General features: G+C 55.1%; 20 protein-coding genes and 1 pseudogene. 7 read left to right on the forward strand and 14 right to left on the reverse strand.

Annotated features, from left to right (window positions below):
- Position 1 precedes the first annotated feature (1 nt).
- The 3 genes from mnmE to R5H23_RS10890 form a co-directional block, all read right to left on the reverse strand.
- Complete coding sequence (gene mnmE, locus R5H23_RS10880; protein WP_317215429.1) at positions 2–1,297, reverse strand: tRNA uridine-5-carboxymethylaminomethyl(34) synthesis GTPase MnmE; 1,296 nt, start codon at positions 1,295–1,297, stop codon at positions 2–4.
- 113 nt (positions 1,298–1,410) lie between these two features.
- The gene (locus tag R5H23_RS10885; RefSeq protein WP_046900400.1) at positions 1,411–2,847 is read right to left on the reverse strand and encodes a cytochrome c; all 1,437 of its coding nucleotides are present in this window, start codon (positions 2,845–2,847) and stop codon (positions 1,411–1,413) included.
- A gap of 34 nt (positions 2,848–2,881) precedes the next feature.
- Positions 2,882–5,146, reverse strand: coding sequence for a PQQ-dependent dehydrogenase, methanol/ethanol family (locus R5H23_RS10890; protein WP_099211272.1), 2,265 nt, complete (start codon positions 5,144–5,146; stop codon positions 2,882–2,884).
- 423 nt (positions 5,147–5,569) lie between these two features.
- Here R5H23_RS10890 and R5H23_RS10895 point away from each other — a divergent pair, with 423 nt between their 5' ends.
- Positions 5,570–6,055, forward strand: a complete 486-nt coding sequence (locus tag R5H23_RS10895) for a methylated-DNA--[protein]-cysteine S-methyltransferase (RefSeq protein WP_046900398.1) — start codon at positions 5,570–5,572, stop codon at positions 6,053–6,055.
- Positions 6,056–6,114: 59 nt separating this feature from the next.
- On the opposite strand, the gene rho is transcribed toward R5H23_RS10895, so the two are convergent.
- The 3 genes from rho to R5H23_RS10910 all read right to left on the reverse strand — a co-directional run bounded on the left by rho (position 6,115) and on the right by R5H23_RS10910 (position 9,847).
- Positions 6,115–7,416 carry a transcription termination factor Rho gene (gene rho, locus R5H23_RS10900; protein WP_046900397.1) on the reverse strand — a complete coding sequence of 434 codons (1,302 nt, stop codon included), beginning with the start codon at positions 7,414–7,416 and terminating at the stop codon, positions 6,115–6,117.
- A 254-nt stretch (positions 7,417–7,670) separates the two neighbouring features.
- The gene (locus R5H23_RS10905; protein ID WP_317215430.1) at positions 7,671–9,200 is read right to left on the reverse strand and encodes a GMC family oxidoreductase; all 1,530 of its coding nucleotides are present in this window, start codon (positions 9,198–9,200) and stop codon (positions 7,671–7,673) included.
- Positions 9,201–9,214: 14 nt separating this feature from the next.
- Complete coding sequence (locus R5H23_RS10910) at positions 9,215–9,847, reverse strand: gluconate 2-dehydrogenase subunit 3 family protein (RefSeq protein WP_317215431.1); 633 nt, start codon at positions 9,845–9,847, stop codon at positions 9,215–9,217.
- A gap of 174 nt (positions 9,848–10,021) precedes the next feature.
- On the opposite strand from R5H23_RS10910, the gene sucB reads away from it, so the two are divergent.
- The 4 genes from sucB to R5H23_RS10930 all read left to right on the forward strand — a co-directional run bounded on the left by sucB (position 10,022) and on the right by R5H23_RS10930 (position 15,790).
- Positions 10,022–11,119: a dihydrolipoyllysine-residue succinyltransferase gene (sucB, locus tag R5H23_RS10915; protein WP_317215432.1), complete on the forward strand. Its 1,098-nt coding sequence runs from the start codon at positions 10,022–10,024 to the stop codon at positions 11,117–11,119.
- 110 nt (positions 11,120–11,229) lie between these two features.
- Entirely contained in the window at positions 11,230–12,210 is a 981-nt protein-coding gene (locus R5H23_RS10920) for a L,D-transpeptidase (RefSeq protein ID WP_317215433.1), read from the forward strand.
- A gap of 149 nt (positions 12,211–12,359) precedes the next feature.
- On the forward strand, positions 12,360–14,606 hold the full coding sequence (locus R5H23_RS10925; RefSeq protein WP_317215435.1) for a TonB-dependent receptor domain-containing protein: 2,247 nt from the start codon (positions 12,360–12,362) through the stop codon (positions 14,604–14,606).
- A complete protein-coding gene (locus tag R5H23_RS10930) occupies positions 14,603–15,790 on the forward strand; it encodes a phosphoanhydride phosphohydrolase (RefSeq protein ID WP_317215436.1) in 1,188 nt (395 codons plus the stop codon). Before R5H23_RS10925 ends, R5H23_RS10930 begins: the two co-directional genes overlap by 4 nt.
- 61 nt (positions 15,791–15,851) lie before the next feature.
- On the opposite strand, the gene R5H23_RS10935 is transcribed toward R5H23_RS10930, so the two are convergent.
- The 3 genes from R5H23_RS10935 to R5H23_RS10945 all read right to left on the reverse strand — a co-directional run bounded on the left by R5H23_RS10935 (position 15,852) and on the right by R5H23_RS10945 (position 18,064).
- Positions 15,852–16,253 carry a DUF3597 domain-containing protein gene (locus tag R5H23_RS10935; protein ID WP_086634721.1) on the reverse strand — a complete coding sequence of 134 codons (402 nt, stop codon included), beginning with the start codon at positions 16,251–16,253 and terminating at the stop codon, positions 15,852–15,854.
- A gap of 71 nt (positions 16,254–16,324) precedes the next feature.
- Positions 16,325–17,620 (reverse strand): adenosylhomocysteinase, encoded by a 1,296-nt coding sequence (ahcY, locus tag R5H23_RS10940; protein ID WP_086634722.1) that lies wholly within the window; start codon positions 17,618–17,620, stop codon positions 16,325–16,327.
- A 90-nt stretch (positions 17,621–17,710) separates the two neighbouring features.
- The gene (locus tag R5H23_RS10945) at positions 17,711–18,064 is read right to left on the reverse strand and encodes a hypothetical protein (protein WP_099211936.1); all 354 of its coding nucleotides are present in this window, start codon (positions 18,062–18,064) and stop codon (positions 17,711–17,713) included.
- Positions 18,065–18,259: 195 nt separating this feature from the next.
- On the opposite strand from R5H23_RS10945, the gene R5H23_RS10950 reads away from it, so the two are divergent.
- Both R5H23_RS10950 and R5H23_RS10955 read left to right on the forward strand, forming a co-directional pair.
- Positions 18,260–19,324 carry a transporter gene (locus R5H23_RS10950; protein WP_086634723.1) on the forward strand — a complete coding sequence of 355 codons (1,065 nt, stop codon included), beginning with the start codon at positions 18,260–18,262 and terminating at the stop codon, positions 19,322–19,324.
- Positions 19,325–19,456: 132 nt separating this feature from the next.
- Entirely contained in the window at positions 19,457–19,897 is a 441-nt protein-coding gene (locus tag R5H23_RS10955) for a hypothetical protein (protein WP_317215438.1), read from the forward strand.
- Positions 19,898–20,182: 285 nt separating this feature from the next.
- On the opposite strand, the pseudogene R5H23_RS10960 reads toward R5H23_RS10955, so the two are convergent.
- The 5 genes and pseudogenes from R5H23_RS10960 to mutY form a co-directional block, all read right to left on the reverse strand.
- Positions 20,183–20,719: pseudogene (locus tag R5H23_RS10960) on the reverse strand (thiamine pyrophosphate-binding protein); the annotation flags it as partial.
- 28 nt (positions 20,720–20,747) lie between these two features.
- On the reverse strand, positions 20,748–21,131 hold the full coding sequence (locus R5H23_RS10965; protein WP_233126259.1) for a hypothetical protein: 384 nt from the start codon (positions 21,129–21,131) through the stop codon (positions 20,748–20,750).
- Positions 21,132–21,214: 83 nt separating this feature from the next.
- Complete coding sequence (locus tag R5H23_RS10970; protein ID WP_317215439.1) at positions 21,215–22,396, reverse strand: Gfo/Idh/MocA family oxidoreductase; 1,182 nt, start codon at positions 22,394–22,396, stop codon at positions 21,215–21,217.
- Positions 22,397–22,506: 110 nt separating this feature from the next.
- On the reverse strand, positions 22,507–23,130 hold the full coding sequence (locus R5H23_RS10975; RefSeq protein WP_317215440.1) for a hypothetical protein: 624 nt from the start codon (positions 23,128–23,130) through the stop codon (positions 22,507–22,509).
- Entirely contained in the window at positions 23,127–24,188 is a 1,062-nt protein-coding gene (mutY, locus tag R5H23_RS10980) for an A/G-specific adenine glycosylase (protein ID WP_317215441.1), read from the reverse strand. The genes R5H23_RS10975 and mutY overlap by 4 nt, the downstream gene beginning before the upstream one ends.
- Between the last annotated feature and the right edge of the window lie 7 nt (positions 24,189–24,195).

Genomic DNA, 24,195 nt, shown 5'->3' on the forward strand with positions numbered 1-24,195 from the left:
CTTACTTCCCGATACAGAACTGCCCGAAAATTGCATCGAGCAGGGATTCAACATCAACACGTCCGGTCAGACGTCCCAGAGCCTGCATGGACAGGCGTAACTCTTCTCCGCGCAACTCGGGCCACGTGGCACCTCGGGCGAGATCCAAGTGCGTAACAGCTTCCTGAATGCCTGCACGGTGGCGAGCACGGGTCAAAGGCGGCGCTCCGGCATTGGCCGTCATCGCAGAGACCCGTTGGGTCAGGAAGGCTCGCAGTTCTGACAGACCTTCACCCGTCTGGGTGCTGATGCCTAGCATGTTCGGGGGCGCTGGCGCGATGTCGATTTTTGTTCGGACTGCAATTTCATCGGAAGACAAAGCATCGACTGCTTCATCCGGCCCAATGAGGTGCAGAATAACGTCTGCCTGTTTCACGTGAAACAGTGCCCGGCGAATGCCTTCAGCCTCAATCTCATCTTCAGTTTCCCGCAGCCCGGCGGTGTCGATCAGACGAAGACGAACACCATCCAGAACCCAGTCTACTGCAATGGCATCCCGTGTTGTTCCTGCGCGGTGAGTGACAATAGCTGCATCATATCCGGATAACGCATTGAGAAGGCTTGATTTTCCAACATTTGGCGAGCCTGCGATCACGACCGTCAGACCCTGACGCATCAGTTCTCCACGGTTGTCCTGAAGATGAGCGGACATCTCGTTATGTAGAGCTGACATCTCGGCCAGAAGAGTGTGTTCCACCTCAGGGGGAAGGTCTTCATCAGGAAAGTCGATCAGAGCTTCCTGATGGGCCAGAACCAGCCTTAATCGTTGAGCCCATCCGTCATAAAGGCGGCTTAGCGCTCCATCGGCCTGTTGTAGGGCCTGTTTGCGCTGGCTTTCAGTCTCGGAATCGACGAGGTCTGCGATGGCTTCTGCTTGCAGGAGATCCAGTCGGCCCCTCTGCACGGCGCGCTTTGTGAATTCTCCCGGCTCTGCAGGGCGGGCGTCTAGATCCGTCAAGGCGTCAGCGACACGTGCAATAACTGCCGGACCTGCATGCAGGTGTAGCTCGAACCCATCTTCTCCGGTGTACGATTTTGGCCCTGGCAGCCAGAGCACCACAGCATGATCCATCACCTCGCCCTGATGGCGAATGCTCCGGAGGCTGGCACGCCGAGGTTCGGGCAAGGACCCGCACAGGCTTTGGAGAATAGAGGCGCTTCCCGGTCCGCTGGCGCGCATGATGGCGATCGCTGCGCGGCCTGCGCCTGTGGCCAGAGCAAAAATGACCTGAGGGTCCGAGGAAGAAAAGGGGTTCATGCCCCTTTATGTAATGCAGGACGTCGTCATGTGAAATCGGCCTGTACAAAAGAATACGGGCGGCCCGTTTCCGGACCGCCCGTTTCTGTCAGACCGATAGGGTCAGAAGAGGCTTATTGAGCCTCGTCCACACCCGTATGCGTCTGCGGGGAGAAGGTCCAGCCTTCGCCGTAAGGCTGTGGCATGTAAGCCATCCAGCCTCTGGACGACACGTTCCAGCCTGCTGTGGAAACCGGAGCACCTGTTGTACGGAGCTTGCGGATATCTGCGGCAGACAGTGTGCCTGGAGCCTGGTTGCCCCAGCTCTTGCGCATGAAGTTAACGGCATCAGCGATCTGCTGGTCAGACAGATGATCGCGGAAGCCCGGCATGGCAACAGCAGATGGTGCTGTGTTCGTCGGAGGCAGAATGCCGCCGAAGGTCACGATGTTGGCCATCGACGTTGCATTGTCGGTGATGACAACCGGATTGCCAGCCAGAGGCGGGAACATACGGTTGACGCCTGTACCGTCATTCATATGGCAGATGGCGCAGTTATGCAGGTAAACCTCTGCCCCCGCATCACCCTTGCCGCCAGCTTCCAGCAGGGCTGTTGCCTTGCCATCGTCCTGACCAAGGTTCTTACCTTCAGGCACGGCAGGCATGCTCTTCAGGTACTTGGCTGTGGCGTGCAGATCGTCATCAGTCCAATGCTGCGTGCTGTAGGCCACCACGTCAGCCATGCCACCGAAGACGGCGGAATGGTCGATACGGCCGCTCTTCAGGAATTCAGCAATATCGTCTTCAGACCAGCGGCCCAGACCCGTGTCGCTGTTGCTGCGCAGGCTTGGAGCAATCCAGTTGTCGATGGGGGCACCACCGGACAGGTAAGCATTGCCGTCCTTGGCTGTGTAACCCTTGACCTGCATGGCCATGCCACGAGGTGTATGACACTCGCCGCAATGGCCCGGGCCGTTCACCAGATATTCGCCGCGAGCCACTTCCGGATCGGAAATGCTCTTGTCCAGACCCGGTGTAACGGTTGGCACGAACATGGCGCGCCAGATGGCCAGCGGCCAGCGCATGTTCATCGGCCAGGAGATGTCCGGCTGCTTGTTCTGAAGGGCGACCGGCTTCACGCCATGCATGAAGAAGGCATACATGGCCTTGATGTCGTCGTCAGACAGGCGGGCAAACTCAGGATACGGCATGGCCGGATAAACCGTCGCGCCGTCCTTGCGGATACCCTTGCGGATCGCCTTGGTGAAGTCTTCCAGTGTGTAGCTGCCAATACCGTATGTCGGGTCAGGCGTGATGTTGGTGGAGTAGATCGTGCCGATCGGGCTCTTGATCTCCAGACCACCAGCAAAAGGCTGACCGTGCAGGCTTGTATGACAGGCAACGCAGTCAGACAGGCGGGCCACGTAGGCACCGCGCTGAATCAGGGCGTCATCAGCGTCCTGGGCTTGGGCAGCGCCAAAAGACACTGCCATAAGGCCGACTGCGGCCGCGAATTTCCATCCCTGTTTCATCTCAGATACCAGTCTGTCCCGAGTTAATGCCTTGAGCATGTCACGTCATTCCTTTCAGCGTGACGGTTTCCCGTCACGGATGGTCCGGCGTTGCAGGCGCAACCGGACCCTGAGGGACGTTGAGGAATTCGCCGTTCGGGACGCCTGCCTCATTCTCTCGGGCCTTGACTTCGTCTGCGTAGGACTCGTTGGCGCGCTTTACGATGAAGTTGCGGATGTCTTCGATTTCAGCCGGAGACATGGACGTGTCGAAACGATCCATACCGTAGGCCGTCAGAGCACCCTTGCCGACGAGCTTGTAGAACTTCTCAGGCCCGCGGATCGCACCGGACCAACGCAGGTCAGGCAGAACGCCGCCAGAGATGCTGTTGTCGCCGTGGCAGGCTGCGCAATAGGTCTGGAACTGGAAGTAGCCGTCCTTGGTCTTGGCTTCGTCCCACTTCTCAGGCGGCTTCACCGGAACAAATCCGAGCTCGTTCTTGGCTGGCAGCTTGTCGTTGCCATCAAGAGCGAAGGCGATGATCCGTGAGTGGTTGACGGTCCAGCCGGAGGTGCGAGCTACGCCGCCGAGGAAGAACGGATAGATGCCGCCCCAACCCACTTCAACCGCAACATACTGCTTGCCGTGAGCTGTATAGGTCACCGGAGGAGCAATGATGGCGCTCTGGGCTGGGAACTTGAACAGATCCTTGCCTGTCGTAGCGTCGTAAGCATGGAATTCACCGGTCGCGAGACCCTGGAACAGAACGCCGCCAGCCGTGGCGAGAAGGCCACCATTCCACGGACCCTTGTGGTCAACCGTGAACGCTGCCTGCTGCTTCTGCGGATCCCAGGCCACGATCCAGCCCTTCAGATCTTTCAGGAACTGGGCTTTGTCAGCCTTGTGCTGCGGATCGTTGTCATCCAGCAGGCCGATCTTGTTCATGTCCAGACCAAGGTTCCAGCTATCGTGGTGAGCCTTGAAGCCACCCTTCTGCGGGTCATAGACGAACGGAACCTGCTGAGCCGGGATGTAAACCAGCTTCGTCTGCGGGCTGTAAGCCATGGCAGCAAAGTTATGGCCACCCAGATCGCCCGGAATGCCGTACCAGGGCTTGCCGTTCAGCGTCCACAGAGCGTCGGGGTTATAGTTCGGACGGCCCGTCACAGGGTCCAGACCATTGGCCCAGTTCTCGTAGGTGTAAGGCTTGCCGGAAATGAACTTACCGGTCTTGGCATCGAGGATATAGAAAAAGCCGTTCTTTGGCGCATGAACGAGCACATGGCGCATTTCGCCATTGATCGGCATGTCGAGCGCCATGATCTGCTGAACCGAGGTGTAATCCCACTGGTCCATCGGCGTTTCCTGGAAATGCCAGACGTATTTGCCGGTATCAGGATTGATGGCCACGATGCTGCCGAGGAAGAGGTTGTTCCCTTTTCCTTCAGACCGGAACTTGTAGTTCCATGGTGAGCCGTTACCGACGCCCAGGTAGACGAGATCTGTGACCGGATCATAGATCAGCGAATCCCAGACGGTACCGCCGCCGCCCTGCTGCTTCCATGCGCCGCCCTTGCCCCATGTCGGGTAAGCCTTGGACATCAGCACATCGTCAGAAGCTGCGCCGTCCGGCTTATTGTCGGGGTTTGGAACAGTGAAGAAGCGCCAGTCCACTTTGCCCGTTTCAGCGTCATACGCCGTCACGAAGCCACGGGCGCCAAATTCTGCACCACCGTTACCGACGATGACTTTACCCTTGGCAATACGCGGAGCGCCATCAAGCGTGTAAGAGCGCTGATGACCGAGCTGTGCTTCCTTGGGAACGGTATAAACGCTCCAGACCAGCTTGCCGGTCTTGGCGTCCAAAGCGATCAGACGACCGTCGAACGTGCCGAAATAGACCTTGCCGTTCCAGTAAGCCGCGCCACGGTTGACCGTATCGCAGCAGCCACGGTCAGCAATGTTACCGGGAACTTTTGGATCATAGGACCAGAGCAGCTTGCCTGTTGCTGCATCCAGAGCTTTCATCTTGCTCCAGTTGGTCGTGGCATACATGACGCCATCGATGATCAGCGGCGTACCTTCCTGCCCACGGTTGGTATCCAGGTCATAGTGCCATGCCAGCTTCAGATTGCCGGCATTGTCCTTGGTGATCTGGTCCAGGGGGCTATAGCGCTGCTCGGAGTAGGTCCGACCATAGCTCATCCAGTCTCCTGGATGCTGGTCGGCGTTGGTGATGGCGGTACCGGTGTCCTCAGCGAGGGCAAGAGGGGAAGCTGCGCAGAATGCCAGTGCGGCCGCGCAGCCCAGAAGGCGCTTCTTCGTAACGTTGATCGGCGTCAGTAGACCAGAAACCATGATCCGACTGTCCTTTTTGCAAAGACTGTTCTTACTGCTGATATTCCGGACCGCTCAAGTCCTGATGGATGCCTTACAGGTAAGGAATCATCAGTTTTTGAAGTTGCCTGGAAAACCAGCATCACGAGAACTTACTACTCCTTATCTTATTGTTTATAGAAAACTGAGCTTCTGACGTTTCCGTGAGCGTTATGCTGACAAAAATCGAAAAACAACTAGATGAGAATTGTTCTCAAAAACTAATGACCTGTATCTGAGCGATCCTGTCGCAGTTTTGACACACGAATGGCTATTTCCCAACAGATTGCAGAGTATTTCAGGAAAGAATACGAAAATAGTTCCATATGTTATTTGAGAATATCGGCTTCCCGGAATATGCAGAGCATGCATACGTTTTTTTGATCGGGACTCTTTTAGGGAAGCATGATTGACGCTTTCCAAGGCATCAGGCAGCCTAGCTGTATGCCACAGCTATCCTGTTATTCTCCTCTTGGAGCCCTCACCATCAGTGAAGACGAAGGGCGTATTGTCGCTCTCGACTGGGGATGGGGACGCGATCAGGAGGAAACTCCACTCCTCGTAAAAGTTCGGGATCTGCTCGAACAGTATTTCGATGGCGAAAAGGTAGATTTTTCCAGTCTGCCATTTTCTCCATATGGCACGCCGTATCGTCAGAAGGTCTGGCAGGCAATCCTTGAAATTCCCTACGGAGAGACCCGGACATACGCCCAGATTGCGGCACAGGCTGGTGGATCAGCCCGGTCCATAGGCGGAGCAATGGGCGCGAATCCGATCCCTGTTCTGATCCCGTGTCATCGGGTTGTGGGAACAAACGGGCTTGGAGGCTATTCGGGCCTGAATGGTGTTGTAGACAAGAGAATTCTCCTCAATCTCGAAAAGGGTGAGTGAGAAAGCCCAATAAAAAAGGGGAGCCATGGCTCCCCTTTTTTGTGATGCAAACAACAGGATCAGTTGTTCATCGCGTCGAAGAAGTCCTGATTGGACTTGCTGTACTTGAGCTTGTCCAGCAGGAAGTCCATGGCATCCATCGTGCCCATCGGGGCAAGGATGCGACGCAGGACCCACATCTTGGAAAGCTCACCGCGCTCAACAAGAAGCTCTTCCTTACGTGTGCCAGACTTGGTGATGTCGATGGCCGGGAAGGTACGCTTGTCTGCAAGCTTGCGATCCAGGATGAGTTCGGCGTTACCGGTGCCCTTGAACTCTTCGAAGATCACTTCGTCCATGCGCGAGCCCGTATCGATCAGGGCCGTTGCGATGATGGTGAGTGAGCCACCTTCTTCAATGTTACGGGCCGCACCGAAGAAGCGCTTGGGGCGCTGCAGGGCGTTTGCATCCACACCACCTGTCAGAACCTTGCCCGATGAAGGAACGACGGTGTTGTAGGCGCGGGCAAGACGCGTAATGGAATCCAGCAGGATGACCACGTCGCGCTTGTGCTCGACAAGGCGCTTGGCCTTTTCGAGAACCATTTCCGTCACCTGAACGTGGCGTGTTGCCGGTTCGTCGAAGGTGGAGGACACGACTTCACCACGCACCGAGCGCGCCATGTCCGTCACTTCTTCCGGACGCTCATCAATCAGAAGAACGATCAGGAAGACTTCAGGATGGTTGGCCGAAATGGACGCAGCGATGCTCTGGAGCATCACGGTCTTACCCGTACGGGGCGGAGCAACGATCAGGGCGCGCTGGCCCATGCCGATTGGCGTCACCAGATCGATTACACGCGGGGTGTAGTCGCGCTGGTCCTTTTTGCCTTTGCTGCGTGGAGAAGACTCGCTTGCGGCTGGCTCGGACTGCTCAACTTCCATCTTCAGGCGGCGCTCAGGGTAGAGCGGCGTCAGATTGTCAAAGTTGATACGAGTCCGGACAACGTCCGGGTCCTCGAAGTTGATGGTGTTGACCTTCAGCAGAGCGAAGTAACGCTCTCCGTCGCGCGGCGCACGGATCTGGCCTTCGACGGTATCGCCAGGGCGGAGACCGAAGCGACGAACCTGAGTTGGGGAAATATAGATATCGTCAGGGCCAGGAAGGTAATTTGCTTCCGGGCTGCGCAGGAATCCAAAACCGTCTGGCAGGATTTCCAGCGTCCCTTCGCCGTAGATCGCCTGATCGCGCTCGGCAAGGGTCTTGAGGATGGCAAACATGATGTCCTGCTTGCGCATGGACGAGACGTTCTCGATCTCCAGTTCCTCTGCATAAGCCAGCAGATCGGCCGGAGATTTTTTCTTGAGTTCGGCGAGATGCATGAAAGACGCGCCTTATGTGCCCTTTGGGCAGACCTTAATGGGGGAGGATGTGCCTGCCTGATGCAAGAACTGGATCGGAAGCAGTGGTTCGGGATGTCTGGAACCCATGAAGGGCCGGGCATCGCAAACGGGCATCATCCGGTTAGGAAAGGAGACCGGGCAGCTGATAGCCACCAAGAAGTCACGCTTGGATTACCGGAGCGCACAAAGGGGTGTCAAGCCTCGTGCGCTCCGGGGTGGCACTTTGATATAAATCAGTTTTTCAACATGGCATCTGCAGTGCGCAAGGACAGGGCCATAATGGTCAGGGCCGGATTGGCTGCCGTTGCACTGGGAAAGGTTGAATGATCGCTGATCCAGAGGTTGTCGATATCAAAACTCTGGCCGGATGGGGTGACGACAGCAGAGCCGGACTCCGTCCCCATCCGTGCCGTTCCCATCATATGGGCTGCCCGATCAAGAAGACGTAGATCCTTGGCTCCGATGGCTTGCCACATGCGCGTTAACAGACGCGATGCATGAGCGTGCATTGCCAGTTCGTTCGGGCCGTAGCTGTGGGTAATGAGTGGCTTTGGCAGACCCAGAGCATCCTTTTCATCTGACAGAACAACCCGGTTTTCAGGGCTGGGCATGCAGTCGCCGTGAATCCCCATGCCGATACTGCGGTTGTACCCGGCCAATGTTCTTACGAGATCTGCTCCACGACGCTTTGACCCACGTGCGATGTTGGAGGCCCAGGTGATCGGCATCATTCCGAGAGACTGAATCAGATAGCCCCCCGCAAAATCGGCATCTTTGGGGCGCATCATGTCTTCTGTGATTGTGAGGGACGGATAACCCCGGTTCGGGCGTACCTCCTCATCAATTTCTCCCCAGATCTGCGTCGAGATATGGGTCATGTAGTTTTCACCGACCTGTCCGGAGCTGTTTGCCAGTTCGTTGTGAAGCAGTAGTCTTGCCGTTTCGACAGCACCAGCAGACAGAACAAGGCGCTCACAGCGTTGACGGACGTTTTCACCGTTTCGAGTGTAGACGACACCGGTGACGCGCCCAGCCTGGTTCGTCTCGATTGTATGGACGTGGCATCCAGAGCGAATTTCAGCACCACGCGCGACAGCAAGTGGAAGCCACGTATTGTCTGCGCCTGACTTGGCCCCGTTGCGGCAGCCCTGATGACATGCGCCGCAATTTGCACACGCTTTACGAGTTCCAAAATGAGGCTGATTGAAATCGCGCGTAATGAGAGCCGTTGGCCCATCAGCATGACGAATGCCAACGGCATCGCAGGCGTCCCGCATCTTCATCGCAGCCGGATTGGCTGGTGGGGGGGCATAAGCATAACGCCGGGCAGGATCCCACGGATAGTTGGATGGCCCCGAGACACCAATGAAAGCTTCAACCTCTTCGATGTAAGGGAGGAGCTCTTCATAAGAAAAGGGCCAATCCACACTGCGGCCGGTTTCAGTATGAAGCCGAAAATCGCCAGCATGAGGGCGGGGTAGAAAAGCGCCGTAATGTAGCAGGGAGCCGCCCACGCCAGTGCCACTGTTATTTCCACCGAAAGGTTGAGGATTGCGGCCACCAGACAGACGTTCATGCAGCCAGTAGATTTCGCGCGCCTCGATCTCGTCTGATGTATAACGGGAGGGTGAAAAGCTCGGGCCAGCTTCAAGGACCAGGACACTCTTTCCGGCCTGGGCCAGACGAGCGGCAAGAGGAGCGCCACCTGCGCCACTCCCAATGACAATGACGTCCAGAATCTCTGTTTCGGCATAGGTCTTCATGGAAGGGTCTTGTCTCACGGTTTGGCTGAAGGAATTTTGGGTGAGGGTTCAAAGGATTCCCGCTCATTGGCCTCAACAGTCTGGAACCCTTGGAACACATTATCCCCACCGTTGAGGTTGGCGGAAATTCCCAGTGCATCCTGAACGCGAGCATCGGCAAGGAAGCATTCAATCGCGTCTGCCCGGAGATCGAATGACCACTTTTGCATCTGCTCAGCCGTCAGGCGGTTCGCCGCGTTTATGCCGTGGCGTCCTTCCGCGAGTTCATCGAGCGTCTCACCAATCGCTGAAGCATTAAGCGCCGGGAACGGCATGCTGTGCTGAGCTTTGGCGAGATCATCCAGAGTTAGTAATGCCTGCTCCCACGCCGTGACGTCGGGAGGAAGTTCTGCAAACCGCCATCCGTCGCGTGGTCCGGCAAGGGCGGTATCTATGCGGACGGCCAGATTAAGGGGACTGTTTCCTAGAATATCTTCCTGAGGAATCAGAACCGGGAGGATGGCCTCAAGAACCGCAAAGGCTTTTGGGGAAAGGACGCGTGGCGCCTGTAACAGGTCGTCCTCAAGGCGCGTGACGAGAATGTCGCGCGTTCTTCCAGAAAGATGATCGGATGCAAGAAATTCGGGATAATCCGAGGGAAGGGGCATGACGGTGTCCTTTGCTCTTCTTTTCAAAGTCCCGGCATAGGGATAGTTCCTGGCTCCCGTTTGACCGCAAGATGCACTATCCTGTTTTTGTGATCCTGTCGTATGTCCGACGGAACGGGAATTTTATAGAGATCCATCCCTTGATCGGGATGTTTGTGCAAGTAAGGAGTGACGATGGCGGTCAAAATCCGGGTACCGGCGCTAGGGGAAAGCCTGACGACCGCAATCGTCGCGCGGTGGCTGAAGCAGTCTGGCGACTATGTTCAGCACGATGAAACAATTCTCGAACTTGAGACAGACAAGGTCAGCGTTGAGGTGACGGCCCCGTCTGCCGGGCGTCTGGAGAATTGCATCGCGGTTGGCACAGAGGTGGAAATAGGGGGTCTTCTGGGAGAAGTGGACGAAACGGCTGAAGCGCCGACTGTCGCTCCCGTTGCTCCTGTCGAAGCAGTAAAGCCTGAGCCTGTTTCCACGCCTGCCCCCGAACCTTTGCCTGCTGCTGCTCCGAAGCCGGAACCCGTTGCTGCACCGGCCAAAGCACCAATTCCCTCAGCGCCAAGGGCAGATGATGGTCGCGAGCGTCGTGTTCCCATGTCACGCCTTCGTCAGACTATCGCACGGAATCTAAAAGCGGCTCAGAATACGGCTGCCATTCTCACGACGTTCAATGAAATCGATATGTCAGCGGCAAAAGCTTTGCGGGCAGAATATCGTGATGAGTTTGAAAAAAAGCATGACGGTGCCCGGTTGGGCTTCATGTCATTTTTCGCCCGGGCTGTTGTTGGAGCGCTGAAGGATTACCCGGCACTTAATGCCCAGATCGAAGGCGATGAGATTGTCTATCGCGATTTCGTCAATCTGGGCATTGCCGTTGGTACAGAACGGGGGCTTGTTGTCCCGGTTCTGCATGAAGCCGATCAGATGAGCTTCGCTGAATTAGAGCGTCGGATCGCCGACTATGGAAGGCGTGCGAGAGTTGGGTCTCTCAAGCTTGATGAGCTTTCTTCTGGAACGTTTTCCATAACGAACGGAGGCATTTTCGGCTCACTTCTGTCCACGCCGATTCTGAATACTCCGCAATCGGGTATTCTGGGGATGCATGCCATTCAGGATCGACCCGTTGTGCGGGATGGTCAGATTGTTGTCAGACCGATGATGTATGTCGCACTTTCCTACGATCATCGAATTGTCGATGGTCGGGAAGCGGTCAGTTTTCTTGTTAGAGTGAAGCAGCTTGTTGAAGATCCAAGACGCCTCTTGCTCGACCTGTGACTTTTTGGGGAGATGGCGCGTTAAGGCGTGGCGTCTCCCGCTGAACGCTGGACGGTTCTGCCGATCCCCCGCGTTCATTGAACCATTATGAACCGAGGGTAATCCTGTCCATGCGGCCTGTTTCCACATTGTATCGCTCTGCCAGACTTCTTGTCGTGACAACCGCATTATGTGGTGGCGGTCCTTTGTTGTCAGCGTGTGCGCATGCGGATCCAACTCCTCCTGCATCGAGCGCACCAGGTGGAGACGTTTCTGTTCCTGCGCCTGCCAGTAATCCCGTGACAGATGCTACGCCGGTAGTCCCTGCGGTTCAGATTCCGCCTCTTCCTGTCGTCAGCAATGCAGAGGCCCACAAGGAAGCAGCGCGCCTCGTGAAAATGATGGCAAAGACCGTGAAGGGTTTTACGACCTATAAGCAGGACCGTCGGGACGCTTTTGTTTCTCTTGCTCAGGCTGAAGTTGCAAAGGCCAATCAGCCTGTATCACGTCCTCAACTGATTATGGTTGTGGATCGTAATGAGCGTATTCAGCATCTTGATTTTGTTCTGGCATTACCAGACGAGCCTTGGGTATCGCTGGGGGGCACTCCTGTTTCAACAGGAACAACAGGCCGGAAATACTATTACATTACTCCGACAGGTGTGTTCCAAAATTCAGCCGACCGCTTGGGCTATCGCGCTGAAGGCACAAAAAACAAATATGGTATCCGCGGAATTGGTGCCAAAGGATCTCGTGTTTGGGATATGGGATGGCAGACGGCAATGAAGGGCTGGCTCCCAAAACATGAAACTGGGCAGATCCGGCTGGAAATTCACGCTACGGACCCACAGTTTCTTGAGTGGAGACTTGGTCACTCTGCGTCTGAAGGGTGTATCCGAATTCCAGCGACGATGAACCGCTTCATGGATCATTATGGTCTGATAGATGCGCTTTACGAACAGGCGGCCAGCTATGATCCACGCTTTGCGGCACTCCTGCCAAAGGACCGGGAGGCGACCCCGATCGCAGGAGATCTGGTTGTTGTAGTGGATTCCGGCCCATTGACGGAACCGAAGATTGACCCCATCGCGGACAAGCGACCGCTACCCTGATACATTCCAACACCAAAATGTTTCATAATATTTATGACAGATTTTGGTATTCCGTATGAAGTTTATATTACAGAATGGTAATTCCTGTTCTCAGCGCTGGGCAGTAACAGTAATGAGCGTTCTCTATTCCACGGGAGCGCGCAATTCCAATGATCAGTACCAGAAAAAAAATCGTCCTGCAGACAGGCGTTATGGCTGCGGCGATATTTTTTGGTTCAACGACCAACGCGGCAGAGCTCAAGCAGGCTGACACCGAAAAGGATGCATCCAAAGAAAAGCCGAAGGTCGAAAAGCTCACAGTTCTTGGGCATGCTGCACGTATCGCTCCCGCAACGGTTCCGCTAGACATTACGCAACCGACATCAAAAATTCAGTCGGGGTTTTTGGCAAATAATATTATTCCGCTCGCCAGCGTTGATGACATTATTCAATTCCAGCCAAGCGTATTTTCTCAGAACCCGAATGGGCCGGGAATGGGAAAAGCTGAAACCATGAGTCTGCGTGGTTTTCAGGACGGCCAATATAATATGACATTCGACGGCATTCCTTTCGGAAATGCTTCCGATATGGGCCATACGACGTCCTCACTGTTTATCTCTCACTTTCTGGGGGAGGCGCAGATTGATCGTGGGCCTGGCACAGCGTCAACGATAGGAAATGCGACGTTCGGCGGAACCATGGGATTTATGTCTAAAAACCCAGCGGCGCGGATGGGGACAACGCTTTACGGGACGTACGGTAGTTTCAATACTCGCGCAGGTGGTATTGAATTCGATACAGGCAAAACCAGAATGGGCCGTGCTTTTATCGATATGCAGCACGAAGAAACCAATGGTTATCTGACCAATTCTTCTGAGCGTCGCAGCAACCTGATGTTCAAGGATGTTATCGATCTGGCGCCAGAAACAACGCTGACGATTGAAACGACGTATAACAAGGAATGGCAGTACACGACCCAGGGCGCTACCTTGGACGATTATAAAAAATATGGAAAGAACTACGGGTTATGCAATGATCCGTCGAAGCAGTGTTATTACGGGTATCAGCCAAGCGTTTATACATCTGATTTTGATTATATCTCTCTTAAGACAAAGCTTCTGTCTTGGCTCACATTGGAAAATCAGATTTACACCAGTGGCTTTGAGCATGATTATTCTGAAAGCACAGACGCAAGTCAGGGTGATGCCGCAGCAAACGGTGTGACATTTTATAGTGCTGCTGGGAAAAAGGTGGCGACTTATAAAAACGATATTCCTGGAAAATATGCAGATGCAGCTTACCGGACATATGGCGATACCCTTCGTCTGAAAGGGCATACGTCTTACGGTGATATTCTTCTGGGGGTTTGGGCTGATGTTCAGAAAGATCGTCGCTACACGTATGCCATTGATCTGAGCCAGAACTCCGTTCCGGTTCTTGGTAAAAATGGTTCAGCATATAGCTATGATATTTCAGACCTGAACACGACAATTCAACCTTATCTGGAACTGAATTTTCATCCGTGGGCAGGAGCAACAATTAAGCCGGGTGTAAAATATTCCATTTTCAAACGAGATTATGATGCGGGCATTAATAAGGGGACAAAGCTCCCACTGAAAGACACACAAAGCTATGGATCATGGCAGCCATCCATTGCGATTAATCAACGTATTATGAAAAACTGGAGTGCTTATGCTCAGGTCGCGCGCGGCTTTCTCGCGCCACCACTGTCTGTTTTTCAGGTTAGTTCCGTTGGAAATGTAAAGCCTGAAACCACCATGAATTATCAGGTGGGATCGGTATATCATGGCCGCAACTGGATGCTTTCTCTGGATGGATATTACATCAATTTCTCGAATTATATTGCCTCTGCGCAGATTCAGGTTCCCAATATCGGTACGACATCGACATATGTGAATAGCGGTGGTGCAGTTTACCGAGGAATTGAACTCGAAGGGCAATATGTCATTGGTTACGGTTTTTCCCTTTATGGGAATTACAGCGTCAATGACGCAAAATATAAGCACAGCAATGTTCGCGTTGCTAAAAGTCCAAACGCTTTGGCGTCTTTCGGGCTGCTCTATGAGAGTGAGCACGGGCCCTATTTCTCAATCATGGGGAAATATGCCGGAACGCATTGGGGCTTGGACAGCACGACTGATGATGCAGACAATACGGTCTTCAAAAATCAGTACAAAATTGGAAGCACTGTGACGGCGGATCTCGCCATGGGCTGGCGCATTCATCATATTGGCTCGTTTTTCAGTAACGTGACCCCAAGCATCAAGATTGCCAACCTGTTCAACAACCGCGCCATCAGCGACTTTGCGGGTAATCAGTCTTATGGCGATGCCCCACTGTTCTGGCGTATTGCTGGCCGGAGCGTGTTCTTCAACATGACGGCAACGATGCCATGATACGGCAACTGTCTTCGCTTGCTCTTCTGTTTGCCTTAGGGGGCTGTGCCTCTCAGGCGCAGCCAGATGTTCTCGAAAAAGTTGTTTTTCTCGGTCGACACGGGATCCGCAGTCCGACGCTTTCGCCTCAGGACATGCAGCACCGGACGGGTCATACCTGGCAGACATGGTCTGTAGCGCCTGGAGAAATGACACAGCACGGTGCCGTAGCGTTGGCAGCGATGGTGCAGGCTGTTCAGAGAAACTATAGCGCAAGCGCTCTGTTTCAGGGCTCCAAGACGTGTCAGATCCTGGAGCAGGAGACTGTTGTCTGGGCTGATACGGCTGATCATCGGACGCGACAGACGGGGGACGTCTGGGCTAAAGAAATAGCCCCAGGATGCGCCATAAAGGCCCATTGGGCGACGACAGGTGTCGATCCGGTTTTTAATGGGCTTGGCACTCAGGCAGGCCAGATTGATCGTGGAGTTTTGGAGCAAGAATTTGCAGCCGCCACGAAGATATTGCCCGAACCGGCCTCTCATAACGCTTTGAAAGCCGTTCAGTCGCTCATGGCGCCGGATGCATGCTCGGAGAGTAATTCGCCGCCTCAATGCTTTTTAGGTGCGACGAAGATTGAGTGGAAAAAAGGAGCACCACATCTTCAGGGCGGCTTCGTAACGGGAGGCATGGCTGCAGAAAGTCTGTTGCTGACTTATGCAGAAGGTTTGTCTCTGGCTGACTTCGAGGTGGCTGACAAAGATGCGCCGCACGTTCTGGACGCTGTTATGTCCGCGCATGAGGCAGAAAATCATCTTCTGAGGCGTCTGCCCGAATATGCCCGCGCCAGAAACGGGGTGATGGCGGAAAGTATTCGTGCGTTTTTGTCTGATCGCCCGGTTCTGTCTATCCCCGGGATATCGTCTTCCACAAAGGTCCTTGTTCTGGCCGGTCACGATACCAATCTGGCCGCCATGATGGCCCTGTTCGGGCTCGACTGGTCTTTCCCCGATCAACCGGATTCTACGGCCCCGAATACCGTTCTGGCGTTCGAACGCTGGCGTCACGCAGATGGCTCACGGGATGTCAGGATCAGGGTTTTCCACCAGTCTCTGGCAGAGCTGCGTCAGGGGAGGGCGCCTGATATTGAGACGTCTGCCTTAACACTGTCCCCTTCGCGGCCCATTCTTTTTTCTACGCAGTGAAAAATAAAAAAGCCCGGATGAGAACATCCGGGCTTTTTCGTAACAAATCCTTTGGAAAGGCTTAGTGAGCCCAGCCTTCAGGAACCTTACCACCGTTCTTGGCCAGCTCGGCATAGACCTGCTTGATGAGCCAGACGTTCATCGTTGCTGAGTCATCCGTGCTGCCCGTGTAGTGCAGTTCGCCTGCCAGCTGCTTGCGTGATTCCAGGGAACTGTCGAGGCCGAGCAGCTTCAGAAGATCCACAATCGAGGTCTTGTAGTTCAGCGGCTGGCCAGCCTTGGATGCCAGATCCGAAAGAACGGCATCCACATCTACTGGTGCGGCTGGAGTTGCAGGCGTCGCTGGGGCTGCGGCAGCCGGAGCGCCAGCGGAAGCCTGTGCATCAGCCGTGCCGGAGGTTGTCGGCGTGGCTGCTTCTGCATGTCCGAAAATCTTGGACATGATCGAGCTGAAAAGACCCATAGGAAATTCTCCTGACGGTTTGAAAAACAGTGTCGGGGTAGACAACGCCTACCCCGTGTCACCTGTTCCGCTCAGTAACGATATTCTTCGTGCTTGAACGGACCGGCAACCGGAACGCCAATGTAGTCAGCCTGCTTCGTGGACATCTTGGAGAGTTCAGCGCCGACCTTTGCGAGGTGCAGGGCAGCGACCTTTTCGTCCAGAGCCTTTGGCAGGGTGTAAACCTTCACCTCGTACTGGCCCGGCTTGGCGGTCCAGAGTTCGATCTGGGCCAGCGTCTGGTTGGTGAAGGAAGCGGACATCACGAAGGACGGGTGACCCGTGGCGTTGCCAAGGTTCACGAGACGGCCTTCGGAGAGCAGGATGATGCGGCGGCCTTCGGCCAGCTCGACTTCGTCAACCTGCGGCTTGATGTTGTTCCAGCGATAGTTGCGCAGGGCTTCGACCTGGATTTCGCTATCGAAGTGACCGATGTTGCAGACGATCGCACGGTCCTTCATTTCACGCATGTGGTCGATCGTGATGATGTCCACATTGCCCGTGCAGGTGACGAAAATGTCGCCGCGCGGAGCTGCGTTTTCCATGGTGACGACTTCATAGCCTTCCATGGCGGCCTGAAGGGCGCAGATCGGGTCGACTTCGGTCACGAGAACGCGGCAGCCTGCGTTGCGCAGAGAAGCAGCGGAACCCTTGCCCACGTCGCCGTAACCGGCAACCACGGCAACCTTGCCGGCCATCATGACGTCTGTGCCACGGCGAATAGCGTCCACCAGGCTCTCGCGGCAGCCGTACAGGTTGTCGAACTTGGACTTCGTGACGCTGTCATTCACGTTGATGGCCGGAACCTTCAGCGTGCCAGCCTTTGCCATCTGCCAGAGGCGATGCACACCTGTCGTCGTTTCTTCAGACAGGCCGCGGACGTCTTTCAGGAGTTCCGGGAACTGGTCGTGCATCATGACCGTGAGGTCGCCGCCGTCATCAAGGATCATGTTCGGCGTCCAGCCGTCCGGCCCCGTGATGGTCTGCTCAATGCACCAGTTGAATTCTTCTTCCGTCAGGCCCTTCCAGGCAAAAACCGGAATGCCAGCGGCGGCGATGGCTGCTGCGGCGTGATCCTGCGTGGAGAAGATGTTGCAGGACGACCAGCGGACCGTTGCGCCGAGAGCTGTCAGTGTCTCGATCAGCACGGCGGTCTGGATGGTCATGTGGAGGCAGCCAGCGATACGGGCGCCCTTAAGCGGCTGGGAGTCCTTGTACTCTTCGCGGAGAGCCATCAGGCCGGGCATTTCGCCTTCAGCGATGGAAATTTCCTTGCGGCCCCAGTCTGCCAGGGAGATGTCGTGTACCTTGTAGTCCTGCGTGGTCATGATTGGCCCTTACTGCCCGTCTTGGATGGCAGCAGGTATAGAGATTTGGCGGAGCCACGCAAAGTGTGGCTCCGTCGCATCTGGTCTGTGTCAGTTCGGCTGTGCGGTGTCAGGCTTCGTCTTGACCGTCAGGTGAGACTGCTTTGTCCGCTTCAGATGGCTTTTGTATTCTGTCTTGCCCTGCTTGGACGTGTTGGACATGGCGTGTGGGGCCGCAGGAGCTGGCTGGTCCGGCTGTTCCGTAATGGTCCGGGGATTGGTCGGAAGATGGTTCGCCGGCTGATCAATGGTGGAGTTCTGGGCCTTCTGCGCGGCGGTGTTGGCCGTCTGCGTCTGGTCGTTACTGGGGCTGCTGATGGCCTGCGCGAATGCTGTTGAAGAGACCGCCGGGGCAGCCATCAGAACAGCGGTGGCAAGCAGGGAAGCTTTGAGGCGAATGGACATGATTATATTTCCTTTGATGGTGAAGAGCTGGCTCTTCCAGGAATAATCTGTTAACTCCCGGCCAGCGTAACAGTTGCCATAAAGAGCATATTGCGTCTGCTGTGCGGCCATGTCAGAGAACGGCAGATTACCCTCTGTCGTGCTGTTGAGTGCCGACAAAGGTCCAGAATACCCCCTGAAGAACAGGAGGATGCCGTGTCAGAGAACTCCACCTACAACTTTCCTTTCACGGTGATTGATCCTGCGTATCAGGAGACGGGGAAGCCTGCGTTCGCGAACGGGCTGGTCTGGGCTGTTCATGCTGTACCCGGACAAGACCTGCGACCTTTGGGTCAGGAAGAGGTTGAAGACCTTCTGACACCGGGCCATGAACTGACGTCCCAGGGCTGGTTCTGGCTTCATTTTGACACGGTCCACAGCTCCGCACGGTCTTTCGTCGCGCATTTACCCGACCTGCCTGAAGATGTGTGCGGGATGCTGGCAGAAACGGAATACGGGATCGCACTTGAAGCGGCCGATGATCTGATCTGGGGGGCGCTACCTGCTTTTGATGATGCCTTGTCTGAAGATGACCGGGAGATCTGTGCATGGCGCTTTGCAATGCGACCCGATCTTCTGATTACGACACGGCGCAATCCGATCCCGGTTCTTGGTGCCGCTTACCGGTCTTTGAAAGCCGACCATATTCCTCCGACGCCGGCAGGAATTATTGATCGTGCCCTTCGGGAGTTCACAGGGACAGTGCGGCGTCAGCTTGGCCAGCTTGATGACGACCTGGATCGCGCAGAAGATGCTCTTTTACTGATCGAGCATCGTTCTGATCTGGGTCATCTGGGTGGTATTGTTGGTAAGGTGCGGCGTCGGGCGACGGAGCTGCGTCGTGTTGTGACGCCAATTGATCGCGTTCTGAAAGACGAAGATCTGGATCTTCCGGATTGGGCAGAGGACGAACTGCGGGATCGGGCTGAGCGCCAGGTGCATGCAGCCTTGGACGATCTTATCGCGCTTCAGGACCGTGCCCGGTCTTTGCAGGATGAACTGGGGTCCAATCAGGCGGAAGAAACCAACCGGCGGCTCTATATCGTATCGGTCGGCACAACCTTGATGCTTCCTGCCACGTTCGTAACGGGATTCTTCGGAATGAATACGGGCGGAATGTTTCTGGCTCAGGGAGCCTGGGGGACCATTGAAGCTGGTTTTGTCTGCTTCGTTTTCATGAGTGTGACGTTTCTGTTCATGAAATTCGCACGTCTTCTCTAAAAGCTTGGCAGGTTAGAAGCCGTAGAAATTTCGTTGGATAAGGCCTTGGCCTAATCGCCGGAGCGGTTAGTCTACGTTCTGTTACGAAAAGATACGGTTATTTTGACTGTGCCTGATGATGGAGAGTGGACAGTGATAGCGCTTTTTCAAAAGAGCATTGCTCTTGGTGTCGTGGGTATCAGTCTGGCTGCATGTTCACCTGAAGCGTATACGCCCGAAAAAGCGATCGCAGCGGCAGCGGCAGACCCGACGGGCGTTGTTGGAAAATTCGAGATGACTGTCCAGCGCGTCGGGCGGCAGAATAATATGGTCTATCTGGATTCCGCTGATAACTATCGGGATCCGAAGACGCTTATCATCGCCATTCACGAAAGCACGGTAAACGACCTGCTACAGGGAACATCCCAGACCGCAGAGCAATATTTCATGCATCGTCATGTTCAGGCTTCAGGTCTGGCCAAAAGGGTTTTAATCGGCCGGCTCAAGGCAGATGGCACGATTGGCAGCACTTACTACCAGACACAGGTGTTTATTGGTGGCGTTGAAGACATAAAGATCCTGCCTTCAGATTAAATGCCGAATGCCCGGACGCTCTGAAAACAGCTCTATCGGGTGTCGTTTTGAAAGAGGAAGCAGATTAGCTCTTCCCAATGGGCTCAAGGGTTACTCACGCGCTGAGACCCGGTTTGGTGCGATGCTCGGCCCAGAAGCAACATGTCTTTGGTCGCGCTGTCGACTGTTTCTTGGATCGCTTCGCTTGCTTGAAGCTTGCTGCCAACAGGAATGATAATTTTCAGGGGCGCTCTAAGACGTCAGAGACGTTCCTCTGTTGCCGCATTCAGGTATTTCAGATTGATAACTATCTAATGTCACGGCGGAAACCGGACTGGGTCTCACGCAGGGTTGGCCTGCGATATGGCATGGAATTTCCAGATAGGCTGGTTTTTTCTCGCGTAGAGCTGCTCGGAGAACGTGATCTATTTGCCCCGGGGCTGTTTCAGCAGAGATAATTTTCTCTGCGGCTACCGTGATGCGGCCGATTATGGCGATCTGACTGGGTAAAGCGCGATCTGCCCCTTCGTCATTTGTGTTTGATATTCCTGAAATCAGGATGACAGGCAGACTTTCAGCGTAGGCTTCGCCTATGACGTTCAGGGCCGAGGTGGCTCCAACCCCGACCGTCATGATCGCTGCAGCTGCACCATTAACACGGGCATAGCCTTCTGCGGACAAGCTGCAATTCAGCTCATTGCAGCTGTAAATCTGCTTCATGCCGCCATGAGCCAGCATTTGATCCAGCAGGACGAGACTCTCGTCGCCCGTCACTGCAAAATGGTGCTTCAGCCCAATCTGGGTAAGGCGTTCAGCAAGATAGTGCCCGACGGTGAAGGTCATGGTGCACGCGCCTCGGGGGCGAGGTCAGTTATTTGCCTGTTGCGGGCAGGTTTGGTGCCGGTGGGTTTGCCGTCGGCGGGGTAGCGTTACCGAGGGTTGGTACGCCATGGGGTTGCTGTGCCGCATATTTTTCGAAGGCTTCCTGCGTGCCGATATAGGCGCAGTCGCAGATGTCACGGTCTGCGTAGATATAGCGCAGGCCTTCAGGTGTGGTGCGGGTCAGGAAGACATGCTGGGGCATGAGTTGAAGTTCGGCCCGGCGGGACGGGGAATTGGCCGGATGCCTGACAAACCCTGCTGAAGCGAGTTGCTGCTCCTGCGGGCTGAGAGGTTCGGACACGCAGCCTGCAAGGCTGAACGCTGCGAGGAAAAGGGCGGCCGGTACGGAGAGGGGAGAAGAGAGTTTAAGCATAGCAAAGATCCTAACTGTCTGGGCGGTGTGGGGTTCCATTGCATGCGAAGTGTGGCTTGCACGAGATAGGTTGAGGAGGGCGTTTACAACGCGTCTTTAGGCAGGTGGATCATCTGACCTGTTCTGGCGGACTGATAGAGCGCTTCCATCAGTTTCTGATCTCTCAGCCCCTCTTCGCCAGACGTTCGGGGAGGCTGGTTCTGGAGAATGCATTCAGCAAAATGGTCGATTTCCAGAGTAAACTGGTTCTCGGCCGGGATGTGCCATTCGCTGACTATTTTATGGTCACCCTGACGTCGTCCAATGCGCAGACGATGCCCTGTATAGGCAAATGCGTTTTCCAAAGAGATCCATCCTTTTTCCAGGTGGATGCGCAAGTCTTTGCTTTCATGTGCGCCGTAGCTGGTGGCGCAGTTGGCAATTACACCTGACGGGAAGCGGAGCATGAATGAAAATGTTTCGTCCAGATTTTTGTAGCGTGGATCATCAGGAGGGCTGACCATCTGTGCGAACAGGCTTTCAGGTTCTTCTCCAAGCACAGAGCGTGTTCCGTTGAGACAATAAAGACCGATATCCGGAAGGGCTCCTCCGCCAGCCAGTTCGGGTTTGAGGCGCCATTGATCCGCGTTTCCCTGCATCTGGGTATTGATGGCTTCTACAAGTTTGGGTCGTCCCAGTTCGCCGCTTTGAACCAGGTTTCTGACAAGCTGATTGAAAGGTTCATAATGGCAGCGATAGGCAACCATGAGCTTAACACCTGCAGCATGGCAGGCTTCAATCATGCGTTTGGCGTCTGCGCTTGAGTTGGCCATGGGCTTCTCGCACAGGACGTGTTTGCCCGTGACGGCAAGTGCTTCCACTTGACTGGCATGCAATGCGTTGGGGGTTACGACATACACGGCCTGAATGTCGGGCCTGTCTGCCAGTTTGTGAATTTCATCATAGGTGAAAAGCGAATCTTCCCCGATCCCATAAGCATGCCCTGCGGATCTGGCTTTTTCCCTGCGACCGGAAATGAGCGCTACGGGTTTGGCGAGCCGACATTGAAGGAAGGCAGGAAGAATTTCTCCGAGGGTCAGCCGTCCCAGTCCCATGACCGCAAACCCGATACGTTCGGATGGTGGAAGTGCGTGTGGAGGCTGTGCTTCAGGAACGTCAGCATCTCCGCGCCAGTTTCCAAAAGTAATCTGACCCTGTTTGACTGTTCCCGTATCCAATTCGGACGGGAGAAGATGTTTGAGGTCAGAGGACGGTGTTTGAGGCATTGTCGCAGCTTTCCCTAAGAGGTTTTCAGGAAAAGCAACGCAGGTTCAACCATGAAAGGTCTGGAAATCACCTGCCCTCACGACAATCGTGAATTCCGTGTCCTGATGTGTCAGCTGGGTCGTCTGACATGAACTCGGAAGGGAGGCTGATCATCGTTTCGAATAAACGAAATTTCGGCTTCGTGCCGTGCGGGGAGCCGTCCGATCTGTTCAATATTCTGGATGTTGGCAGCGAGGGGAAGAGGCGTTTCTCCCAAGGACCACAGAAACCCTACGCCGGGTTTGATGGGCGGAAGTACTTTCCCGGTGGCTACATCAATCAGGCTGGCGGATTGAGGGGTTAGAAGAGTGGACAGGCCACGCATGACGTCTTCCGTCATGGGGAGAAAGCGCTCCCAGTTTTTTGGAATAGAGGCGTCGGTGGTGATCTCGCCCTTTCCTGGTACGGGGGCGCTTTTCAGAAATTTGTCGTGCCCTTTTAACTGAAAAAATAGCAGCCCGTTTTCAGCATCATGGGCTTCAAATACGGGCAGCGGGCGGGGCATTGAAACGCGCTTGGTAAACGTAATGTCGCAAGGAAGGTTGAGGGGAAGCGCAATCAGGGCCGACATGCCGGGATAGACGCCAGGCTGGAAGGGCGTCGGAGAAAAATAGTCGCTGATCGGGTCATGATCCAGAACGCGGCTGTGCCAGTCCATGAACCACAACTGGGTTTTGGGAAAAGTCTGGCTCATTTTTTCTCCATATCAGTAACTGCAAGGGCAAGGCATTTCTTCATAACGCCCGGCAATGCTGCGCGTGTCGTTGACCGAAACGCGCCAAAGGATGGGTCGATCTCTGCATTATGTCCCGCAGGGAGGGTCTTTGCGTAAACCATGAGCTTAAGTGTGAAATGGGTAAAGACATGAGTGACCTCTCCCCGTAGAGCCCACGGCCCAAGTGTTGGGGCATGGTTCATGGCATCAGCTTCAGTCCAAGGGGCCTCGCGCCACTCCGTTCCCGGAAATTCGTCCATGCCGCCGAGAAGACCTTTTTCAGGCCGGGCTCTCATCAAAACCTGCCCACTTGTATCCAAAAGGATAAAGTGCACGCCATAACGCGTGGGACGTGCCTGTTTAGGCGCTTTGCGGGGAAGTGTGGACGCTATTCCTTTAGCATGACCAAGGCAGGATGGACGCCAGGGGCATGTCAGACAAAATGGGTTGCGGGGTGTGCAGATTGTGGCCCCAAGATCGAACAGGGCTTGGGCAAAGTCTGATGGACGATCCTGTGCTTCTGCGGACTGGTTGAGGAGCGCTGCCTCTTTGGCCAGAAGCGGGCGCGAGGCGGGGAGAGGGTTTTCTATGGCAAAAAGGCGTGATGTCACGCGCTCGACATTTCCATCGACCGGTACGACGGGGCGGCCGAAGGCAATCGCGGCGATGGCGCGTGCGGTATAAGCGCCCACGCCCGGAAGCTTCAGAAGGTCTTCGACTGTGTCCGGGAATTGCCCGAGTTCTGCAACGCGTTTGGCGCACGCATGGAGATTACGGGCACGGGCATAGTAGCCGAGCCCGGCCCAAAGATAGAGAACGTCTTCCTGTGGGGCTGCGGCCAGATCCTGCACGGTCGGGTAATGCGTGAGAAAGCGTTCGTAATAGGCTATGACAGCCTTTACGGTCGTCTGCTGAAGCATGATTTCGCTCAGCCAGACGGCATAGGGGTTAGGCCGCTGCCCCGGGAGGCTGCGCCAGGGAAGGGTGCGGCGGTGAGTGTCGTACCAGCGGAGCAGGTCGGAAGCATCAGGTGTCACGGAGAGG

Origin of the sequence: Gluconobacter sp. GP1, assembly GCF_032913585.1 — a bacterium.
Taxonomy (GTDB): domain Bacteria; phylum Pseudomonadota; class Alphaproteobacteria; order Acetobacterales; family Acetobacteraceae; genus Gluconobacter; species Gluconobacter cerinus.

Coding starts and splice junctions, on each gene's coding strand:
- mnmE (WP_317215429.1), bottom strand. CDS start 1,297: ATGAACCCCTTTTCTTCCTCGGACCCTCAGGTCATTTTTGCTCTGGCC.
- R5H23_RS10885 (WP_046900400.1), bottom strand. CDS start 2,847: ATGCTCAAGGCATTAACTCGGGACAGACTGGTATCTGAGATGAAACAG.
- R5H23_RS10890 (WP_099211272.1), bottom strand. CDS start 5,146: ATGGTTTCTGGTCTACTGACGCCGATCAACGTTACGAAGAAGCGCCTT.
- R5H23_RS10895 (WP_046900398.1), top strand. CDS start 5,570: ATGATTGACGCTTTCCAAGGCATCAGGCAGCCTAGCTGTATGCCACAG.
- rho (WP_046900397.1), bottom strand. CDS start 7,416: ATGCATCTCGCCGAACTCAAGAAAAAATCTCCGGCCGATCTGCTGGCT.
- R5H23_RS10905 (WP_317215430.1), bottom strand. CDS start 9,200: ATGAAGACCTATGCCGAAACAGAGATTCTGGACGTCATTGTCATTGGG.
- R5H23_RS10910 (WP_317215431.1), bottom strand. CDS start 9,847: ATGCCCCTTCCCTCGGATTATCCCGAATTTCTTGCATCCGATCATCTT.
- sucB (WP_317215432.1), top strand. CDS start 10,022: ATGGCGGTCAAAATCCGGGTACCGGCGCTAGGGGAAAGCCTGACGACC.
- R5H23_RS10920 (WP_317215433.1), top strand. CDS start 11,230: ATGCGGCCTGTTTCCACATTGTATCGCTCTGCCAGACTTCTTGTCGTG.
- R5H23_RS10925 (WP_317215435.1), top strand. CDS start 12,360: ATGATCAGTACCAGAAAAAAAATCGTCCTGCAGACAGGCGTTATGGCT.
- R5H23_RS10930 (WP_317215436.1), top strand. CDS start 14,603: ATGATACGGCAACTGTCTTCGCTTGCTCTTCTGTTTGCCTTAGGGGGC.
- R5H23_RS10935 (WP_086634721.1), bottom strand. CDS start 16,253: ATGGGTCTTTTCAGCTCGATCATGTCCAAGATTTTCGGACATGCAGAA.
- ahcY (WP_086634722.1), bottom strand. CDS start 17,620: ATGACCACGCAGGACTACAAGGTACACGACATCTCCCTGGCAGACTGG.
- R5H23_RS10945 (WP_099211936.1), bottom strand. CDS start 18,064: ATGTCCATTCGCCTCAAAGCTTCCCTGCTTGCCACCGCTGTTCTGATG.
- R5H23_RS10965 (WP_233126259.1), bottom strand. CDS start 21,131: ATGCTTAAACTCTCTTCTCCCCTCTCCGTACCGGCCGCCCTTTTCCTC.
- R5H23_RS10970 (WP_317215439.1), bottom strand. CDS start 22,396: ATGCCTCAAACACCGTCCTCTGACCTCAAACATCTTCTCCCGTCCGAA.
- R5H23_RS10975 (WP_317215440.1), bottom strand. CDS start 23,130: ATGAGCCAGACTTTTCCCAAAACCCAGTTGTGGTTCATGGACTGGCAC.